General features: G+C 71.1%; 11 protein-coding genes. 6 read left to right on the top strand and 5 right to left on the bottom strand.

What is annotated here, in order from left to right; translation table 11 throughout:
* Positions 1 to 204: 204 nt before the first annotated feature.
* On the bottom strand, positions 205 to 621 hold the full coding sequence (locus ACH4VX_RS23200) for a hypothetical protein (RefSeq protein WP_398369686.1): 417 nt from the start codon (positions 619 to 621) through the stop codon (positions 205 to 207).
* Positions 622 to 882: 261 nt separating this feature from the next.
* On the opposite strand from ACH4VX_RS23200, the gene ACH4VX_RS23195 reads away from it, so the two are divergent.
* Both ACH4VX_RS23195 and ACH4VX_RS23190 read left to right on the top strand, forming a co-directional pair.
* Entirely contained in the window at positions 883 to 2,796 is a 1,914-nt protein-coding gene (locus ACH4VX_RS23195; RefSeq protein WP_398369685.1) for an ABC transporter ATP-binding protein, read from the top strand.
* Between the two features lie 435 nt (positions 2,797 to 3,231).
* Positions 3,232 to 4,626 carry a HEAT repeat domain-containing protein gene (locus ACH4VX_RS23190; RefSeq protein WP_398369683.1) on the top strand — a complete coding sequence of 465 codons (1,395 nt, stop codon included), beginning with the start codon at positions 3,232 to 3,234 and terminating at the stop codon, positions 4,624 to 4,626.
* Between the two features lie 423 nt (positions 4,627 to 5,049).
* Here the strand turns inward: ACH4VX_RS23190 and ACH4VX_RS23185 are convergent, their stop codons facing one another.
* Positions 5,050 to 5,922 (bottom strand): SGNH/GDSL hydrolase family protein, encoded by an 873-nt coding sequence (locus ACH4VX_RS23185; protein WP_398369681.1) that lies wholly within the window; start codon positions 5,920 to 5,922, stop codon positions 5,050 to 5,052.
* Between the two features lie 265 nt (positions 5,923 to 6,187).
* Here ACH4VX_RS23185 and ACH4VX_RS23180 point away from each other — a divergent pair, with 265 nt between their 5' ends.
* From ACH4VX_RS23180 to ACH4VX_RS23165, 4 genes are all read left to right on the top strand, one after another.
* The gene (locus ACH4VX_RS23180; protein WP_398369679.1) at positions 6,188 to 6,745 is read left to right on the top strand and encodes a TetR family transcriptional regulator; all 558 of its coding nucleotides are present in this window, start codon (positions 6,188 to 6,190) and stop codon (positions 6,743 to 6,745) included.
* Positions 6,746 to 7,085: 340 nt separating this feature from the next.
* On the top strand, positions 7,086 to 7,352 hold the full coding sequence (locus tag ACH4VX_RS23175; protein ID WP_398369678.1) for a DUF6199 family natural product biosynthesis protein: 267 nt from the start codon (positions 7,086 to 7,088) through the stop codon (positions 7,350 to 7,352).
* Positions 7,353 to 7,593: 241 nt separating this feature from the next.
* On the top strand, positions 7,594 to 8,784 hold the full coding sequence (locus ACH4VX_RS23170) for an NAD(P)/FAD-dependent oxidoreductase (RefSeq protein ID WP_398369676.1): 1,191 nt from the start codon (positions 7,594 to 7,596) through the stop codon (positions 8,782 to 8,784).
* 10 nt (positions 8,785 to 8,794) lie between these two features.
* Positions 8,795 to 9,733 (top strand): sigma-70 family RNA polymerase sigma factor, encoded by a 939-nt coding sequence (locus ACH4VX_RS23165; protein ID WP_398369674.1) that lies wholly within the window; start codon positions 8,795 to 8,797, stop codon positions 9,731 to 9,733.
* 665 nt (positions 9,734 to 10,398) lie between these two features.
* Here ACH4VX_RS23165 and ACH4VX_RS23160 read toward each other — a convergent pair.
* The 3 genes from ACH4VX_RS23160 to ACH4VX_RS23150 all read right to left on the bottom strand — a co-directional run bounded on the left by ACH4VX_RS23160 (position 10,399) and on the right by ACH4VX_RS23150 (position 15,681).
* Positions 10,399 to 11,601 (bottom strand): MFS transporter, encoded by a 1,203-nt coding sequence (locus ACH4VX_RS23160; protein WP_398369672.1) that lies wholly within the window; start codon positions 11,599 to 11,601, stop codon positions 10,399 to 10,401.
* A 42-nt stretch (positions 11,602 to 11,643) separates the two neighbouring features.
* Positions 11,644 to 11,931 (bottom strand): hypothetical protein, encoded by a 288-nt coding sequence (locus ACH4VX_RS23155; RefSeq protein WP_398369670.1) that lies wholly within the window; start codon positions 11,929 to 11,931, stop codon positions 11,644 to 11,646.
* A 465-nt stretch (positions 11,932 to 12,396) separates the two neighbouring features.
* The gene (locus ACH4VX_RS23150; protein ID WP_398369669.1) at positions 12,397 to 15,681 is read right to left on the bottom strand and encodes a GH92 family glycosyl hydrolase; all 3,285 of its coding nucleotides are present in this window, start codon (positions 15,679 to 15,681) and stop codon (positions 12,397 to 12,399) included.
* Positions 15,682 to 15,898 lie beyond the last annotated feature (217 nt).

Raw genomic sequence — 15,898 nt, 5'->3', positions numbered from 1 at the left:
TCTCGACGCCGCGCCGACCATCCACGGCTCCTGGACCGGCGAGGAACAACGAGTCCTTCTTCGGACCCTCCGTGGCCGGATCGAGAACCGTACCGGCGAAGTGGCCCGCGGTACCAGGGAGTGACGGCCCGTCCGTGCCGGGGTTCGTGCCGGGGCAGTCGTGAACTCCCGACGCCGCCGGCAGCCGGCGTGGTATCCCGCGTATCACGCGGTGGCGCCGTCATGCGCGTACCAGGTGCGCGGTTGCAGGGGCTGGTTGTACGGCTGGCGCTCGCCGGCGGTCGCGCGGTCGCGCAAGGGGTCCTGATCGACGCGATCCGGGCCGGGAGCCCGCCTGCCGACCCCGCCCACGCCCTGCAGGCCCTTGTCTCGCGGCTGCGCCGGGCCCTCGGCTCGGCCCGTGTCGTCGCGCAGGCCGCGGACGGTTGCCGACTGGACGCGGACGCCGCCGTGGACGTGCTGCGGTTCGAGCAGCTCGTCGCCGCAGGCCGGGACCGCCTGTGCGCCGGCGACCCGGATGCCGCGGCGGCCGTGCTCGGCGAGGCGGCGGTGCTGGGGGGGGCGACCGTACCGGCGCCGATCCCGTGGCCGGCGCCGCCTCGGGCGCCTGGGGCGAGGCACCCCAGGTCCGTACCCAGCCTTCGTCCGCGACGCCGAGGTCGACGGCGCGGCCGGTGCCGGGAGTGGTCCTGTCGCTCATGGGGTGTCCTTCCAGGTGCCGACTGCCCTCGCCCGTCCGTCCGCCCTCAGGGAACCCGCCGTTCGCCGACTCCAGCGCGACGTGCGGGCAGCGGTGTCCGGTTATCACCCGTACGTAGTAAATGCCTGGACCGGTGCCGTCGTTCAACGGGAGACTTCCGAGTTCCGACCCCCGGGAGTGTGATGGCGACCACGGATACACAAGGGCCGACGCCGGGCAGGAGCGCGGTCCTTCTCGCGCTGCGCCTCTACGGCCGGGAAATGTCACGACTCCGACGGCTGGCCCTGCCCGCGCTGCTGCTGCCGGCCGTGGGCAACATCGGCATCCGCTACGTCGCCCCCCTGCTGATCGCCAAACTGGCGGGGCAGGCCGCCGACGACGGTGGTCTCACCCCCGCCTCGGCGCTGCCGTACGTGCTGGGCTTCGGCGCGGTGCTGCTGCTCGCCGAGACCGTGTGGCGGATCGGGCAGCACTGCCTGAACCGTGTGGACGCCCTCGGCATGGAGCACCTGTACGTGCTGGGAATGGACGAACTCCTCGCCAAGGACGCAGCGTTCTTCCACGACAACTTCGCCGGCTCCCTGACCAAACGAGTGCTGGGCTTCGGCAGGCGCTTCGAGGACTTCGTCGACACGGCGACGTACCGGATCGTGGGCAGCCTCGTGCCCCTGGTGTTCGGCGCCGTCGTGCTCTGGCACTACGAACCGCTCCTCGTCGCCGGCCTCCTCCTGATGATCGTACTGACCGTGGTGGGCGCCGCACCTCTGATCCGTCGCCGTCAGGCGCTCGTCCACGACCGTGAGGCGGCGATCGCCCGGGTCTCCGGCCATGTCGCCGACAGCCTCACGAACATGGAGACCATCCGGGCGTTCGCGGCCGAGCGACGGGAGGCCGACGAACACCGCAGCCGGGTCGCGGACTCCCGGCGCCTGACGCTGAAGTCGTGGGACTACGGCAACCTGCGCGTCGACACCCTGGTCGCCCCCATGTCCGTGCTGACCAACGTGCTGGGCCTGTTGGTCGCCATCGCCTTCGGTGGCCCGGGCCAGGGAGTGGAGGAGATCGTCATCGCCTTCACCTACTACTCCAACGCGACCCAGATCATGTTCGAGTTCAACCAGATCTACCGGCGTCTGGAAAGCTCGATGACCGAGGCCGCGCAGTTCACGGAGCTGCTGCTGGACCCGCCCACCGTGCTCGACGCGGCGGAACCCGAACCGCTCGCGCCGCGGGACACCGGCATCCGCTTCGAGGCGGTGACCTTCGCCCACGCCGGTGCGAAGCCGATCTTCCAGGGCCTCGACCTGGACGTGCCCGGCGGCGCACGGATCGGCCTGGTCGGCAGGTCCGGCGGGGGCAAGACCACACTCACCCGGCTCCTGCTGCGGATGTCGGACATCGACGACGGACGCATCCTGGTCGGCGGTCAGGACATCAGCCGGCTGCGCCAGGCCGACCTGCGCTCACTGATCGCCTACGTCCCGCAGGAACCCGCCATGTTCCACCGCAGCCTGCGGGACAACATCGCCTTCGCCCGGCCCGGTGCCACCGACGAGGAGATCCACGCGGCGGCCGCGGCGGCACACGTCACGGAGTTCGCCGATCAGCTCCCCGAGGGCTTCGCCACCCTGGTGGGGGAGCGGGGAGTGAAACTCTCGGGCGGCCAGCGCCAACGGGTCGCCCTCGCCAGGGCGCTGCTGCGCGACGCCCCGGTCCTGCTGCTCGACGAGGCGACCAGCGCGCTGGACTCGGAGAGCGAGATCCTCGTCCAGGACGCCCTGTGGCGGCTGATGGACGGACGTACGGCCCTGGTCGTCGCCCACCGCCTGAGCACCGTCGCCGGCATGGACCGTCTCGTCGTCCTCGACCGGGGACGCGTCGTCGAACAGGGCACCCACGGGGAACTGCTCGCCGCGGACGGCGCCTACGCCAAGCTGTGGCGGCACCAGTCGGGCGGCTTCCTCGGCGAGAACGCCGATCCGGCCCCCGGCGACGACCCACCGGGACCCGGTCTGGCCGGGCTGCCGCAGCCGGCCGAACCAGCGCCGGACCGGGAGGTGTCGCCCCAGGCCCGCACGAGCACCGGGCCCGCGTGATCGAGCCGGTTCCCGACCGTGGCACTCGGCCTTCTGCACATGGGCCCCGGGGCGGACGCATCCGCGGCCGGTCCCGGCGCCACGGACCGGTTTTCGTCGACGGAGACCCACCGCGTCGACGGCCCCACCATCGGCAAGGTCACCGTACGAAACGGCGGCGGGTCCGGACTGCTGCCGAACGCCACCGTCAACGTCGGCACCGGCCGTGTACGCCCGCCGCCCGCGCCGAGTTCGCCGACTCCCGCGACATCTTCGGTCGCCAGTGGTGCGGCGCCGTCGAAAGCCGCCTCGGTCCCCGGATCCCGGCCCGCCCCGCAAAGCCGACCGTCGTTCTCCGGGTGTGCGACAGAGCATGATCGTCAACGTTGACCTCGTCCACGCGGCATGCGCACAATCCGGGGGCCCGCGACGCTCGCCGGCCATCAGGGGGGCACCATGTGCGGAAACTGCGGTCACCGTGAGACCGTCACCGCGATCGCGCGGAATCCCGCGGCTCCGACCGAGGTCCTGATCAGACTGCTGTGCGCGGAAGCCGTCGCGGCCTGGGACACGATCGCCTGGCGCGCTCTGCCGGACGAGGTGATCGATGCCATCGTCGCGCATCCCGATCACAGACTGCGGGCTGCGTTCACCGAGAACGTCGTGGTACCGGCGGAGCAACGTGCCCGGCTGATGGACGACCCCGATCCACGCGTTCGCCACGCGCTGGCCCTCGGACCCGAATGGTTCCGCATCCCCGCACCGCCCCTGCCCCTGTCGGCTCAGCAGCGTCTGCTCGCCGATCCGGAGCCGCGGGTCCGCCGGAGCGCGGCCTTCTGCCGCGACACGGCTCCGGACCTGGTCGCCGCACTCGCCCACCACCAGGACGCGGACCTTCGGCAGGCAGCCTGTCGCCAGTGGCCCTTGCTTTCCGAGGACACCCGGAGCCACCTGCTCCGCGACGTCGACGACGGAGTCCGCCGGGCGGCCATGATGAAGGCATGCCGCGATGACGCGGGCTGCACGGACCTTCTTCTCGACGCGGGGACGGGCCGCTTCGCCAGGCAGGAGGTGATCCGGTACGGCGCCATGAACACGACGACCGCCGAACGGCTCGCGGCAAGCCCCGAAGAGGAAGACCGGCGGGAGCTGGCGACCAACCTCAACGTTCCCGTCGACATCGTCGGCACCTTGGCGAACGACGACGCGCACAGCGTCCGGCTGGCGGTATCGGTACGACCCGAACTGACGGAAGCCGAACGTACCGCCATCGACGTCACCATCAGGCCGTCCGACCGGCTCTGTCCCGTCGAATGGGTCCTCCTCTGCACCGATCCCGATGTCCTGCGCCAGTGCGCCGAGTCGGCCAACGTCCTGCTGCGACGCAGCGCCGCCTGCAGCCGGCACCTGCCCGCCGACGCCGTCGGCCTGCTCTCGAAGGACGACGACCACCCCGTACGGCTCCTGCTGTGCGAGAACCAGCCGACCGTCGACGGCGAGGTGGTGCTGCAGACGTATCTGGACTGCGAGGTCATCACCAAGGGCGCTCTGCTGCGCCACCCGAACTTCCCGCGCGCGGGCAGCGGACAACGTTTCGCCGGCGACCCGGATCCGAAGAAGCGATGGCTGGTGGGGCTCGACCCCGAAGCGCCCCTCGACGCTGTGGTCCGGTTGCTCGCCGACCCCGACGAGCACGTACGCGCCATGGCAGCCGGGCACCCCGCACTGCCGGTCGATCTCGTCCTCCAGAGCTGTGGGGACCCGGAGATCTCCTCCCACGCCCTCGGCAACCCGAGCCTTCCCACGGAGGCCATGCACCGGTACCTGGACGCTGTGGGCATCCCTCGCTGACACGGACACACCGAAGGCAGCGCAAGACCCTGCTCGTCCGTGCCGTGCCCGGCCGGCCGGCCGATCAGATGTCGGCGCCACCGCCGTGGCCGCGAACAGGCCGACGTGTCACAAGGACACGCCGCTGCTCGTCGCCATGGCGACGTGTACGCGGCTTCCGGTGATCGGTGCCGGCCCGGAGCAGGGCAAGTCGGCAACCGCCTGCCCCAGCCGGAGGCGCACCGGGTGACCGGGGCCCGCGGGGCGGCCGCGTCCGGAACCGGTACCGGGAGCTGACGGCCGTGGTGTTCACGCCGCCGGGCAGCCGACCGGAGCCGACCCGGGCTCCGCGGACGACTGGCTGCGCGCGGCACTGGAGCGGGACAACGCCGGAGCGACGTGAAGTGCTCCACCTCGTGAACGAGGTGGAGCAGCTCGCCGTCGTCAGCCCATGCCGAGGACGCTCATGGTGTGCTCGGCCATGCGCCGCTCTCCGAGGGCGTTGGGATGGACGGGCACGAGACTGCCGCCGAAGAGGAGGGGCTCGATCCAGCGGGTGCCGCCGGGCTTGCACGCGTCGTGGCCCTCGGAGATCCGGGAGAAGTCCACATAGGTGGCGCCGGTCTCTTCGCCGGCGCGTTCGACGACCGCGTTGAGGTGTGCCTGTATGCCGCGCATGTAGGGCACGTCACCGGCGGCGACCGGCAGCTTCACGAAGCAGGACGGGTCGGCCTCGGCCGGTGTGATCCACGGGTAACCCAGGACCGCCACGCGGGCGTCGGGGGCCTTGGCGCGCACGCTCCGCAGGGCGGTCTTCAGCGCGGGATAGGTGTTCGCGTCGATCTGGTCGGTGAAGGAGGTGCCGTACATGTCCTTGCAGGGACTGCCCTTGCCGCCGCTGAGGACACCCGCGGTGCCGCAGGCCGTCAGGGCGTTGATGAAGGTGCCGTTGTCGTTGCCGCCGATCGTCAGCGTCACCAGGTCGGTGTCCGCCCCGAGCGCGTCCACCTGGGGCGCGACCCCGGGGTACTGCGATTCGGTGAAGTCCTTCGTCTGGGCGGCGCCGCAGGTCACGTCCTTCAGCCGGGCGCCCGTCCGGGCGGTGATCACGTGGGGGTAGTTCGCGGTGGAGCGCAGACACAGCAGGTTGGTGAGATCCACGGGCAGCACGCCGGAGCCGGCGCTGTAGCTGTCGCCGAGGGCGACGTAGTCCAGCGACGCGGAGGCCTGTGCGGTGCCGCCCGTGAGGCTGAGGGCGAGGGCACTGACGAGTGCGGATGATGTGGCCATGACATTCCGCAGGGTGTGCTTCGGCATGTGATCCCTCTTCTCGGGAGCGGAACGGCGGGTACGGCGGCAGGCGGGGTGCGCCGTTGGCGGGAACGGAGCGGTTCGAACAGGGAGAAGTGCCGGGCTGTGCGATTACCGAACGGTTCTACCGACAGGTAATGTGCAGGCCCCCCAACGGGGAGTCAACATCGTTGACGAGACTTCTTGAAATGCTCACGAAAGGCCCTCGGCTCGCCCCTGTGAACGAGCGAACCCGCAGTTGCGAAGCGTCGGGACCCCTATCCTGTCCCGCATGCTGCAGACCGGCTCCAGTCCCACGACCCGCGAGTCCATCCACTCGGCCGCTGCCCGGCTGTTCCGGAACCAGGGCTTCTCCAGGACCACCGTCCGCCAGATCGCGGCGGCGGCCGACACGGATCCGGCACTGGTGATCCGTCATTTCAAGAGCAAAGAACTCCTGTTCCTGGAGACGATGCACCTGACGATCGATGACGAGCCACTGCTCGACGTGCCACTGGAGCGTCTGGGAGACCGACTCGCCGAACTCCTCGTCGAACTCGACGGTTCCGCGCGGGGCGTGTTCCTGGCCCTGGTGCACGGCAGCAGCGGACCGCAGATCCACGAACGTCTGCGTGATACGCACGAGCGCCTCTTCGTCGCACCACTGCGCCGTCGCCTGTCCGGCCCCGACGCCGACGTCCGCGCGCGCATGGCGGCCGCCTTGGCGGGGGGACTGCTGTACGCGCTGTGGGTGGTCGGGGACGAAGGGCTGCTCCGGATGGACCGCACGGAACTGGTGTCACGGTACGGCGCACTGCTCCAAGAGGTGCTGACTCCTCGGAACCACTGACGTCGTTGCGGTGGCGGATCTCGCGGAGGCCGCGCCGGAGGACGTGCGTCAGGTGGTCGAGGCCCGGTGCGTGGCCCGGCGGGAAGGAGTGCGATGTCGGCGGGCGGCGTCATCGAGAAGCCGGCTTCGTTCCCGGGGCACGGCAGGGCCCCGGGCGCGGCCACCTGCTCGTCCGGCCGCAGCAACGGCAGACCGTGCACCAGGTGCAGCCGGGCAGACCCTGGAACGAGACCCTCTCCGCCTCCCGTCGGGGAAGAGGAGATGCGCTCCGAAGCAGCCCGACGATCCCTCATGATGCTCCACTCGTTTCTTGATTCCGCGTCAGGGAACCCGAAAGCTCATGAATCACGGTGTGATGGTGCAGGCCTCCTCCGGAGGCGGTGGCACCAGCCCGGCCCTCGTCCTGTTCCTGTGCCTCTTCCTGATCATGGGCCTGGTCCAGGTCGTACGCCCTCAACTGCTCTGGCGGGTGAACAGCCGTCTCCAGCGTGGCTGGGTGAAGGACCCCGAGGCGACCGAACCCACCGGCAAGGGATATGCGATGCAGCGAGTGACCGGGGTGCTCTTCCTGGCAGTCGCCACATGGATGCTCATACAGAACATCTGACTGAAGGCCAGGACCCTGCAGGCCATCCCCAGGCACCCCTGAAGCCGGTGAAGCCGGCCCTTCTGGTCCTCCTCGTCAAAGGGGCCGGGAAACCGGAGAAGGGGAGGGAGACGGGTCCAAGGGCCTGTCGGAGGGACAGCCGATCGTCTTGAGCTCAGTGACCCACGTCACACACGGTTCCTGTCAGGGATCGGGGCGCGGTCTCGTTCAAGGGGCACGCGAACGAGACAGGAGCAACGCCATGAAGCACCGCATCGTCGTCCTCGGTGCCGGATACGCCGGGGCCTTCGCCGCCGGAAACCTGGCCCGTCGGCTCTCGCCCGCCGACACCGAGATCACTGTCGTCAACGCCGTGCCCGACTTCGTCGAGCGGATGCGGCTCCACCAGTTCGCGATCGGCCAGGACCTCACGTTCCGCAAGCTCGCCGACGTGTTCGCGGGCACGGGGGTGCGGCTGCGCCTGGCGCGTGTCACCGGCGTCGATCCCGAGCACAGGACCGTCACCGTGACCGGTGAGGAGGGCGACGGCGAACTCGCGTACGACACCCTTCTCTACGCGCTCGGCAGCTCCGTCGCCCACCACGGCGTCCCCGGCGTGGCCGAGTACGCCTTCGATGTGACCGGCTGGTCCTCGGCGCTGCGTCTACGCGAGCGCCTGGCCGATCTGGGCGGGGGCGGCACCGTGCTGGTCGTCGGTGAAGGGCTGACCGGCGTCGAGACCGCCACCGAGTTCGCCGAGTCCCGGCCCGACCTCTCGGTCGCACTCGCCGCCCGCGGCGAGCTGGGCGCATGGCTCTCCCCGAAGGCCCGCCGTCATCTGCGTCAGGCCTTCGACCGGCTCGGCATCACCGTCCACGAGCACACCGGCATCGAAGCCGTCGAGCCGGCCCGGGCGATCGCCGCCGACGGTACGTCCATCCCGGCCGACGTGACCGTGTGGTCGGCCGGGTTCGCCGTGCACCCCCTCGCGGCCGCCAGCGGTCTGGAGGTCACCGAGACCGGCCAGATCGTCGTCGACCGCACCATGCGCTCGGTCTCGCACCCGGACGTCTACGCCGCCGGTGACTGCGCCTACGCGATCGGCGAGAACGGCCGGCCGCTGCCGATGTCCTGCGCCTCGGCCGGCTTCACCAATATGCAGGCGACCGCCGCGATCATCGCGCGCCTGGTGGGCAGCGAGGTCCCGACCACCGGGCTGAAGTACCACGGCAACCACATCAGCCTCGGGCGGCGGGACGCGATCTTCCAGATGGTGGACGGGACCGCCCGGTCGAAGTCCTGGTACCTGGGCGGCCGGACCGCCGCGCGGCTCAAGTCGGGCGTGCTCAAGGCGGCCGGGTGGGGCATCGCCCACCCGACCTTCGGCATGCCGAAGCGCAAGCGCCGCCTGGCCGATGTGCCGGAGCGGGCCGGTGCGAGGGCCGCCGCATAGGCTGTTGCGCATGGACGGCACAGCCATCGATCGGTTCGAGGCCAGCCGGGGCCGGCTGGCCTCGCTCGCGTACCGTCTGCTCGGCTCGGCCGCCGACGCCGAGGACGCCGTCCAGGACACGTTCCTGCGCTGGCAGGCCGCGGACCGCGAACGGGTCGAGGTGCCGGAAGCATGGCTGACCAAGGTCGTCACCCATGTCTGCCTCGACCGGCTCCGCTCGGCGCAGGCGCGCCACGAGCGAGCGGCCGGTGCCTGGCTGCCCGAGCCGCTCCTCGAGGGTGACCCGATGCTCGGCCCTGCCGACACCTTCGAGCAGCGCGAATCGGTGTCCTTGGCCGTACTGACCCTCCTGGAGCGCCTCTCGCCGGCCGAGCGGGCCGTCTACGTCCTGCGTGAGGCCTTCTCGTACAGCCACGCCGAGATCGCCGGAATCCTCGGCATCACCGAGTCCGCGAGCCAGCAGCATGTCCACCGGGCCCGGATCCGGGTCGCCGCCGAGCGCCGCCGTGGCGGCGAGGCCGATTCCGCGTCCGTGCGCCGGGTCGTCGAGGAGTTCCTCGCCGCCGCCACGTCGGGGCGTACCGAACGGCTGGTGGCGCTGCTCACCGACGACGTGACGGTGGTCTCGGACGGCGCCGGACTGGGCAAGCGGCTGCTGCGGTACAGGACGCGTGAGCGGGTCGCCTCCTATGTGCGGGCCGGCTTCAAGCCCACGCCGGCGAAGCGGCGGCTGGCAGGCGGCTCGCCCGCGATGCATATCGCGTGGGTCAACGGCTCTCCGGCCGTCCTCGCCGTGGTCGACGGCCGGGTCGTGGGCGCCGTGGCGTTCGAAGTCAGCGACGGCAAGGTCGCGTTCCTGCGCGGCATCGCCGCCGCGCACCGGCTCTCGCGCCTCAACGAGGCATGGCGGCATCACGAACCCGACGCGCCGGTCATCAGCGCATGGTGACCAGAGCCGCCGGAAGCCGGTGGACCCGAAGCGCTCCGGGTCCGATGGAGGCTCCGGAGCGCCCTGAGTCCGGTGGAGCCGTCGGAGTGCCCTGAGAGGGCCGGGTCATGTCGTGCTCGACGGGCCACGCGGAGACGGCGCATGGATCAGATGGGCGCGGGCACACGGAGGACGGCACCGGGGTGAGCAACGCGGCGGCACGGCATCGATGACCGTGCCGCCGCGCGGCGTTTTGGGCCCGGACGTCGAGCCCTCCTCGGGCTGCGGCAGCTGCCGCACCCGGGACCGTGCTCCGTGTCATGACGACCGCTACGCGGCCCCTCACCGCGTCCCGCAGGGTTTTCCCAGGTCACCACAGGCGTACCGACATGGTCGGATCTCGGACATCCCCGTTGCGGCCGCTTTCGCCCCTGTCTCCTGGCCGGAGTGAGAGGAGGAGGGACAGGGTGGCGCGGCCGGGGGCCGGGGCGCCGCTCATCCGGTTGCGCACCGACCGGGGCCGCCATGGCAGTGCGGCGGTGACACCAGGCGGGGAATGCCGGCGGGAGAGGACGTCAGGGCGGGCACGTGCCGGCGCACGGGACGACACCATCGGTCGGAGGCGTCACGGGCGACCTTGACGCCGGCTTCCACCGCCGGTTCGGCCAGGGAGCGGTCGGAGGCCGTCAGGAATTGTGCTGCGGGGAGCGGACGGGGACGGCGCCCTTGCCGAAGGCGCGCATGGCGAGGGCGCCGGCAAGCGGCCCCGGTGCGAGAAGGAGGAAGGCGTGACGCCAGCCGATGGCCTCGGCCAGCAGAGGGGTGAGCTGGATGGTGACGACGGTGAGGGCGAATCCGATCGCGGTCTGGCCGGTGAGGGCCGTCCCGATGTAACGGTGGTCGGCGACCTCGCTCAGCGATGTGGAGAACACCCCGGAGTCGGCGATCACGGCGGCGCCCCACAGCACGCAGAAGGCGAACAGAAGCAGCGGCGGAGCGTGGAAGAGGAGCGGGGAGAACAGGCAGCACAGGCCGCTGAGAAGAAGTGCCGTCAGGGCGGCGGGAGAGCGGCCGAAGCGGTCCGCGCCCCAGCCGCCGAGCAGGCATCCGGCTGCCCCGCCGAGTCCCATGGCGAGGAACACCGTGATCTCCACCGAGCCCGGGAGTCCTCCCGCGGCGGGGGCCGCCATCAGGAAGGACGGGATCCAGGTCCACAGGGCGTAGAGCTCCCACATGTGCCCGAAGTAGCCGAGGTTGGCCAGGCGCGGCCCGCGTTCGGTGAACATGGTCAGCGCATACCGGGGATTGCGGACGGGGGAGGCCGACGCCGCGTGAGGGCCGGGCCGGACCAGGACCAGTGCGATGACGGAGCCCACGAGTCCGGCTGCCGCCGCGGTGAGCAGGACACCGCGCCAGGGCAGTGATCCCAGCCCGGCGATGAGATGGGGAAGCGTGGAGCCGAGGGTGAGGGCGGCGATGAGGACGCCCATGGTCCTGCCACGTCCGGCGCTGCCGGACCAGGAGGCCATGAGCTTCATGCCGGTGGGGTAGACCCCGGCCAGGAACACTCCGGTCATGAAGCGCAGCGGGACGGCGACGGCCGGCCGGTCGGCGAACAGGGCCAGCACCACGGTGCAGGCGGCGGCTGCCGCGGCACTGACGGCGAGCAGACGCTGGGCCGGAACACGGTCCGCCAGGTTCAGCACGGTCGAGGTCACGGCCCCGGCGACGAAGCCGAACTGCACGGAGGCCGTCAGCCACACCGCGCCACCGGCCGTGAGCCCCCAATCGCTCCGCAGGCCGGGAACCACCGCCGACATGGAGAACCACACGGCGAGACCGAGCACCTGCACGGCAGCGATCGCGCCGCGTTGCACACCGACGTTCACAGCCGCCCCCCTTGACCGAGACCTTGCTCCTCCGACCTCGCGCTATGGCCGAAGGCCGACCCTAGTCCCCCCGGAATCCTGAGCCCGGCGCGCCCCGGCCGCCGCCCGCAGCGCCAGGCTGCCGTCACGCACGAGGACGGCAGCCTGGCGCACGGTGGCTGGGCCGTGCGGCAGCGCCTTGCCGGAGGAGGACGCCGCATACCCGCGCGCCTCGCCCGACAGAGCCCCGGCAACACGAGCGAAGCACTCCGGCACCACCACCTCGTACGCCTCGGCGCCGATGGCGGAGGCATCCGAGCGGTACCGCTCGCCCACGTGATCGACGAACACGTTCGGCAGCGGGGTGAGGTCCTTGAGCGCGAAGTTCGGATTGCCGGGAAACCCAAGGACCCGGGCCCCTCATCGCGCAGTACACCGGTGCAGGCCGCCGGTTCCGGACAGGGACCGGAGCCGGCGGCCGACCCGGCCACGTCCTCACCCGTCGTCGGAGCCGGGGGAGTGAGTGAGCGTGACGCCGAGGGAACGCCGTGCGGTATGGGCGCGGCGGTCATGGACGGCCATGCGATCCGGTGCGGCTGCGGTCGGAACGGCGGAAGTCGGGGCGTCACCGAAAGCGAAGCCGGGAAGCTCGGTCAGGGAGGTCCGGCCGGCCCGGGCTGCTGCACTGCGGCCGAGGGAAGTATCGCGCACGGCGGCCATGCGGCCCGTACGCAGGTGGCAGCGTGACCGTCACGGGTCACGCTGCCACCGGGCGGCCTCCCGGTCGGGAGGCGAAGCCGACGGACGTACGGGGTCCTACCCGAGAGTGATCGCGTAGACCTGCACCCGAGGATCGTTCTGCAGGCCGACGGAACGCACCGTCTTCGAGGCGTCGAGGTCAGCCGAGGCCCCGAACAGCCGCACCGGCGGGCCGTCCACGCCCTGCCCGCGCTTGATCCGGTGCGGCATCTCCAGCGCCACGGAGCTGCCCTGCGGTGCCGCTCCCGCCCAGTCGCCCACGGTGACCGGCACCTCGGCGGTGGTTCCGTCGGTGTAGCGGACGGTGAGCATGGTCGTCACCGGGCCGTGGTGGGCCGCGGCGACCAGGCGCAGCGCGCTGTACGACCCGGCCGGGAGCAGCATGGCCTGACCGCGGGCCTCGACGAAGTTCGGGGCCGTCCCGGACGGATCGGGGGCGTCGTAGGTCACGTCGTCCCAGACGACCGGACCCGCCTCGGGCAGCAGATCACCGTCGAAGCTCCATCCTCCTCCGTCGAAGTCGCCCTCGGCGGAAGCCGCGACAGTCGCGGTCCCGTCGTGGTTCGCCTCCTTGTCGAGGTCGACGGCACACTGCTCCTCGACGCCCGCCGCGCAGCGGGCCGCGGCGCGCACCTCGATGGTCGCGACCCGTTCCACGGCCTTCACCCCCTTCGCCGCCGCCGTGACCCGTACGGTGTACGAACCCGGCGCGGTTCCGGCCGGCACGCCCACGTCCACCGCCGCGGTCCGCTGGACCGGCAGCCGATGGGACGTGAGCGGGAAGGGCGCGGAGGTCTTCACGGTCCAGCCGCTGGGAGCCTTCGCGTCCACGCCCACCCGCAGCGTGCCGGGGGACTGGCCCAGCACGTCCAGCTTCAGGCGGACGCTCTGTGCGCTGTCGGCCGTCGGCAGGACGTCGGAACCGGTGCGGAGCGACGCGTCGAGGTGGCGGCGGGAATCGGCTGCCGCGCGGTTCACGGACGGTGGCTCCGCGCCCTTGCCCGTACCCCATGCCGACGGCTTGCCGGTCATCTCGAAGGCGAGGCTTCCGCCCTTGGCGACCGCGTCCCAGTCCAGCCAGGTGGCGCGCAGGTTCTTCCCGCCGAACTCCGCCTGCTTCACGTAGCGTCGGGTGTCGCTCGTACCCGGTGCCCTGACGGTCAGGGTGCCGCCCTGCTTGTTCCCGTAGGCGCCGATGCGAATGACCGCCGACGGGAACTGCGGGCTGGAGACGGCGAGGAAGTCACCACCGTTCGTCGTCGGGTACAGGCCCAGGGAGGAGAAGACGTACCAGGCCGACATGGTGCCCAGGTCGTCATTGCCGGTCATGCCGTCGGGCCCGTCCGTGAAGAGCGTCATCGCGGCGCGGACCACGGTGGCCGTCTTGGCGGGTGCGCCGGCCCACAAGTACATGTACGGGGAGTGCAGGTCGGGCTCGTTGTTCGGGTTGTAGGTCGGCTTCCCGTAGTAGTCGTACGGTGCCGAGATCCAGTCCTCGCGAGCGGTTCCGGCAGGGTCCGCGAGAAGTTTGTCGTAGGCGAAGAACGCGTCGAGCCGCTTCTCGGTCTCCCGCTTGCCGCCCATCAGGGAGACCAGCCCGGCCGGGTCCTGGGGCGCCAGCCACTGGTACTGGTGGGCGCCGCCCTCGTGGAACTGGTGGCCCGCCTCGACGGGGTCGTAGGGCGTCAGCCAGGTGCCGTCGGTCGTGCGCGGCCGGAACTGCTGGATGGAGGAATCCCACAGGTTCCGGTACCACTGGCCGCGTGCCGCGAAGATGCGGGCGTCCGCGGTGTGCCCCAGTCCCTTGGCCATCAGGGCCAGCGACGCGTCCGCCGCCGCGTACTCCAGGGTCGCCGAAGCGGGATGACGGCAGTCGTTGTCGCCGCCCTTGGCCGGACAGTCCTTCCCCGGTTCCAGCCCGCTGGGGATGTAGCCACGTTCCTGGTAAGCGGTGATGCCCGCGCGGCCGTTGTAGGGGGAATCGTCCGGCGGCGCACTGAGGGCGTTCTTCCTGAGGAGCGCGTACGCCTCCTTCTCGTGGCCCGCGAGCAGGCCCTTGGACCACGCCTCGACGAGGAAGGGAGTCACCGGGTCACCGGTCATGATGTTGGTCTCGCTGTTGGCGAGTGACCAGCGCGGCAGCCAGCCGCCGTCCCGTCCGATCGCGACGACCGAGAGCGCGACATCGCGGGCGACCTTCGGCTGCAGCATCTGGAGCAGTTGGTTCTGCGGCCGGTGGGTGTCCCACAGCGACAGGTTCTGGTAGGGCGTGAATCCGGACGCGGTACGGTTCTTCCCGTCGAAGCCCGCGTACCGGCCGTCGACGTCCCCGGCGAGGTTCGGGTGCAGTTGCGCGTGGTAGAGGGCCGTGTAGAAAGCGCGTTGCCGCTCGGTGGACCCACCGTCGATCTTGACGGCGGCGAGTTGCCGCTCCCAGGTCGCGTGCAGCGCCGCGCGGGTGGCGTCGAAGTCGTACGAGTCGTCCGTCTCCGCCTTCAGGTTCTTCCGGGCACCTTCGACGCCCGTGTAGGAGAGCCCCACCTTGACGACGACGTCACGGTCGGCGCCGGCGTCGAAGGTCACCCAGGCACCGTTGCCGCCCTCACCGGCCGCGTCCCGCTCGCCGGGGGCGGGGGTGGTGCCCCGCCAAGTGCCGTGCGAGGCGAACGGCCTGTCGAAGGTCGCTGTGAAGTAGACGGTGTGCCGGTCCTTGCCCGCGCAGAAGTTGCCCGCCTCGATGCGGCCCTCGACCGTCCGGTCGCCGACGACATGCACCTCCGAGCCGTACACCCTCTGGTTGGCCTTGCCCGTGTTGAACAGGACGTTGGCGCGGTCGGTCGAGGGGAAGGTGTAGCGCTGCCATCCCGTGCGGGGCGTGGCGGTCAGTTCGGCGTCGATGTCGTACGTCTTCAACCCGACGCGGTAGTAACCGGGTTCGGCGTGCTCGTCGTCGTGCGAGTAGGCCGAGCGGTAGGCATCGGGATCGACGCTGCTCACCGCTCCGGTCGTCGGCATGAGCGGCAGCTCGCCCATGACGGAGCAGCCGACGCCGGAGAGGTGGGTCTGGCTGAATCCGTGGATCTTGTCCTGTTGGTAGTCGTAGCCTCCCTGGCCGCCGGTGTCCGGGCTGACCTGGACCATGCCGAAGGGGGCACTCGCGCCGGGAAAGGTGTTGCCGAAGTTCTGTGTGCCGATGAACGGGTTGACCAGGGAGGTGGGTCGGGGGGCGGCCGCAGGGGACTGGGCGACGGCCGGCGCCGGGCCCAGGGCGCCGCCGGCAACGAGCAGTGCGGCGAGGACTGTCGATGCGCGGTGACGCAATCGGCGGAGGGGTCTGTGCATGGAAGAGGTCTCCTGTTCCTCACCCGTCATGTGCTGCGCGACATGAGAGGCGATCTCCAAGCGACGGACGGAGTGGGCGCGTTCGATCGGTCGCGCGTGCGGTGCTCGGGTACGGGATGCGGGTAGGGGCTGATCGGTCCGTGTCAGATGTTCGCCGGGGGCACGGCTCCCGCACGGCCCAGGCGTGCGGGACGCACTCCAAGGCGCCGGACGCGCA

This window comes from Streptomyces sp. NPDC020731 (assembly GCF_044334705.1).
Taxonomy (GTDB): Bacteria; Actinomycetota; Actinomycetes; order Streptomycetales; family Streptomycetaceae; genus Streptomyces.
This window is presented reverse-complemented; position numbering and strand designations above follow the sequence as displayed.

What these genes read in the sequence shown, in the direction of transcription:
- ACH4VX_RS23175 (WP_398369678.1), top strand. Translation starts at nt 7,086, where the DNA reads ATGAATCACGGTGTGATGGTGCAGGCCTCCTCCGGAGGCGGTGGCACC.
- ACH4VX_RS23165 (WP_398369674.1), top strand. Translation starts at nt 8,795, where the DNA reads ATGGACGGCACAGCCATCGATCGGTTCGAGGCCAGCCGGGGCCGGCTG.
- ACH4VX_RS23150 (WP_398369669.1), bottom strand. Translation starts at nt 15,681, where the DNA reads ATGCACAGACCCCTCCGCCGATTGCGTCACCGCGCATCGACAGTCCTC.
- ACH4VX_RS23195 (WP_398369685.1), top strand. Translation starts at nt 883, where the DNA reads ATGGCGACCACGGATACACAAGGGCCGACGCCGGGCAGGAGCGCGGTC.
- ACH4VX_RS23180 (WP_398369679.1), top strand. Translation starts at nt 6,188, where the DNA reads ATGCTGCAGACCGGCTCCAGTCCCACGACCCGCGAGTCCATCCACTCG.
- ACH4VX_RS23185 (WP_398369681.1), bottom strand. Translation starts at nt 5,922, where the DNA reads ATGCCGAAGCACACCCTGCGGAATGTCATGGCCACATCATCCGCACTC.
- ACH4VX_RS23170 (WP_398369676.1), top strand. Translation starts at nt 7,594, where the DNA reads ATGAAGCACCGCATCGTCGTCCTCGGTGCCGGATACGCCGGGGCCTTC.
- ACH4VX_RS23190 (WP_398369683.1), top strand. Translation starts at nt 3,232, where the DNA reads ATGTGCGGAAACTGCGGTCACCGTGAGACCGTCACCGCGATCGCGCGG.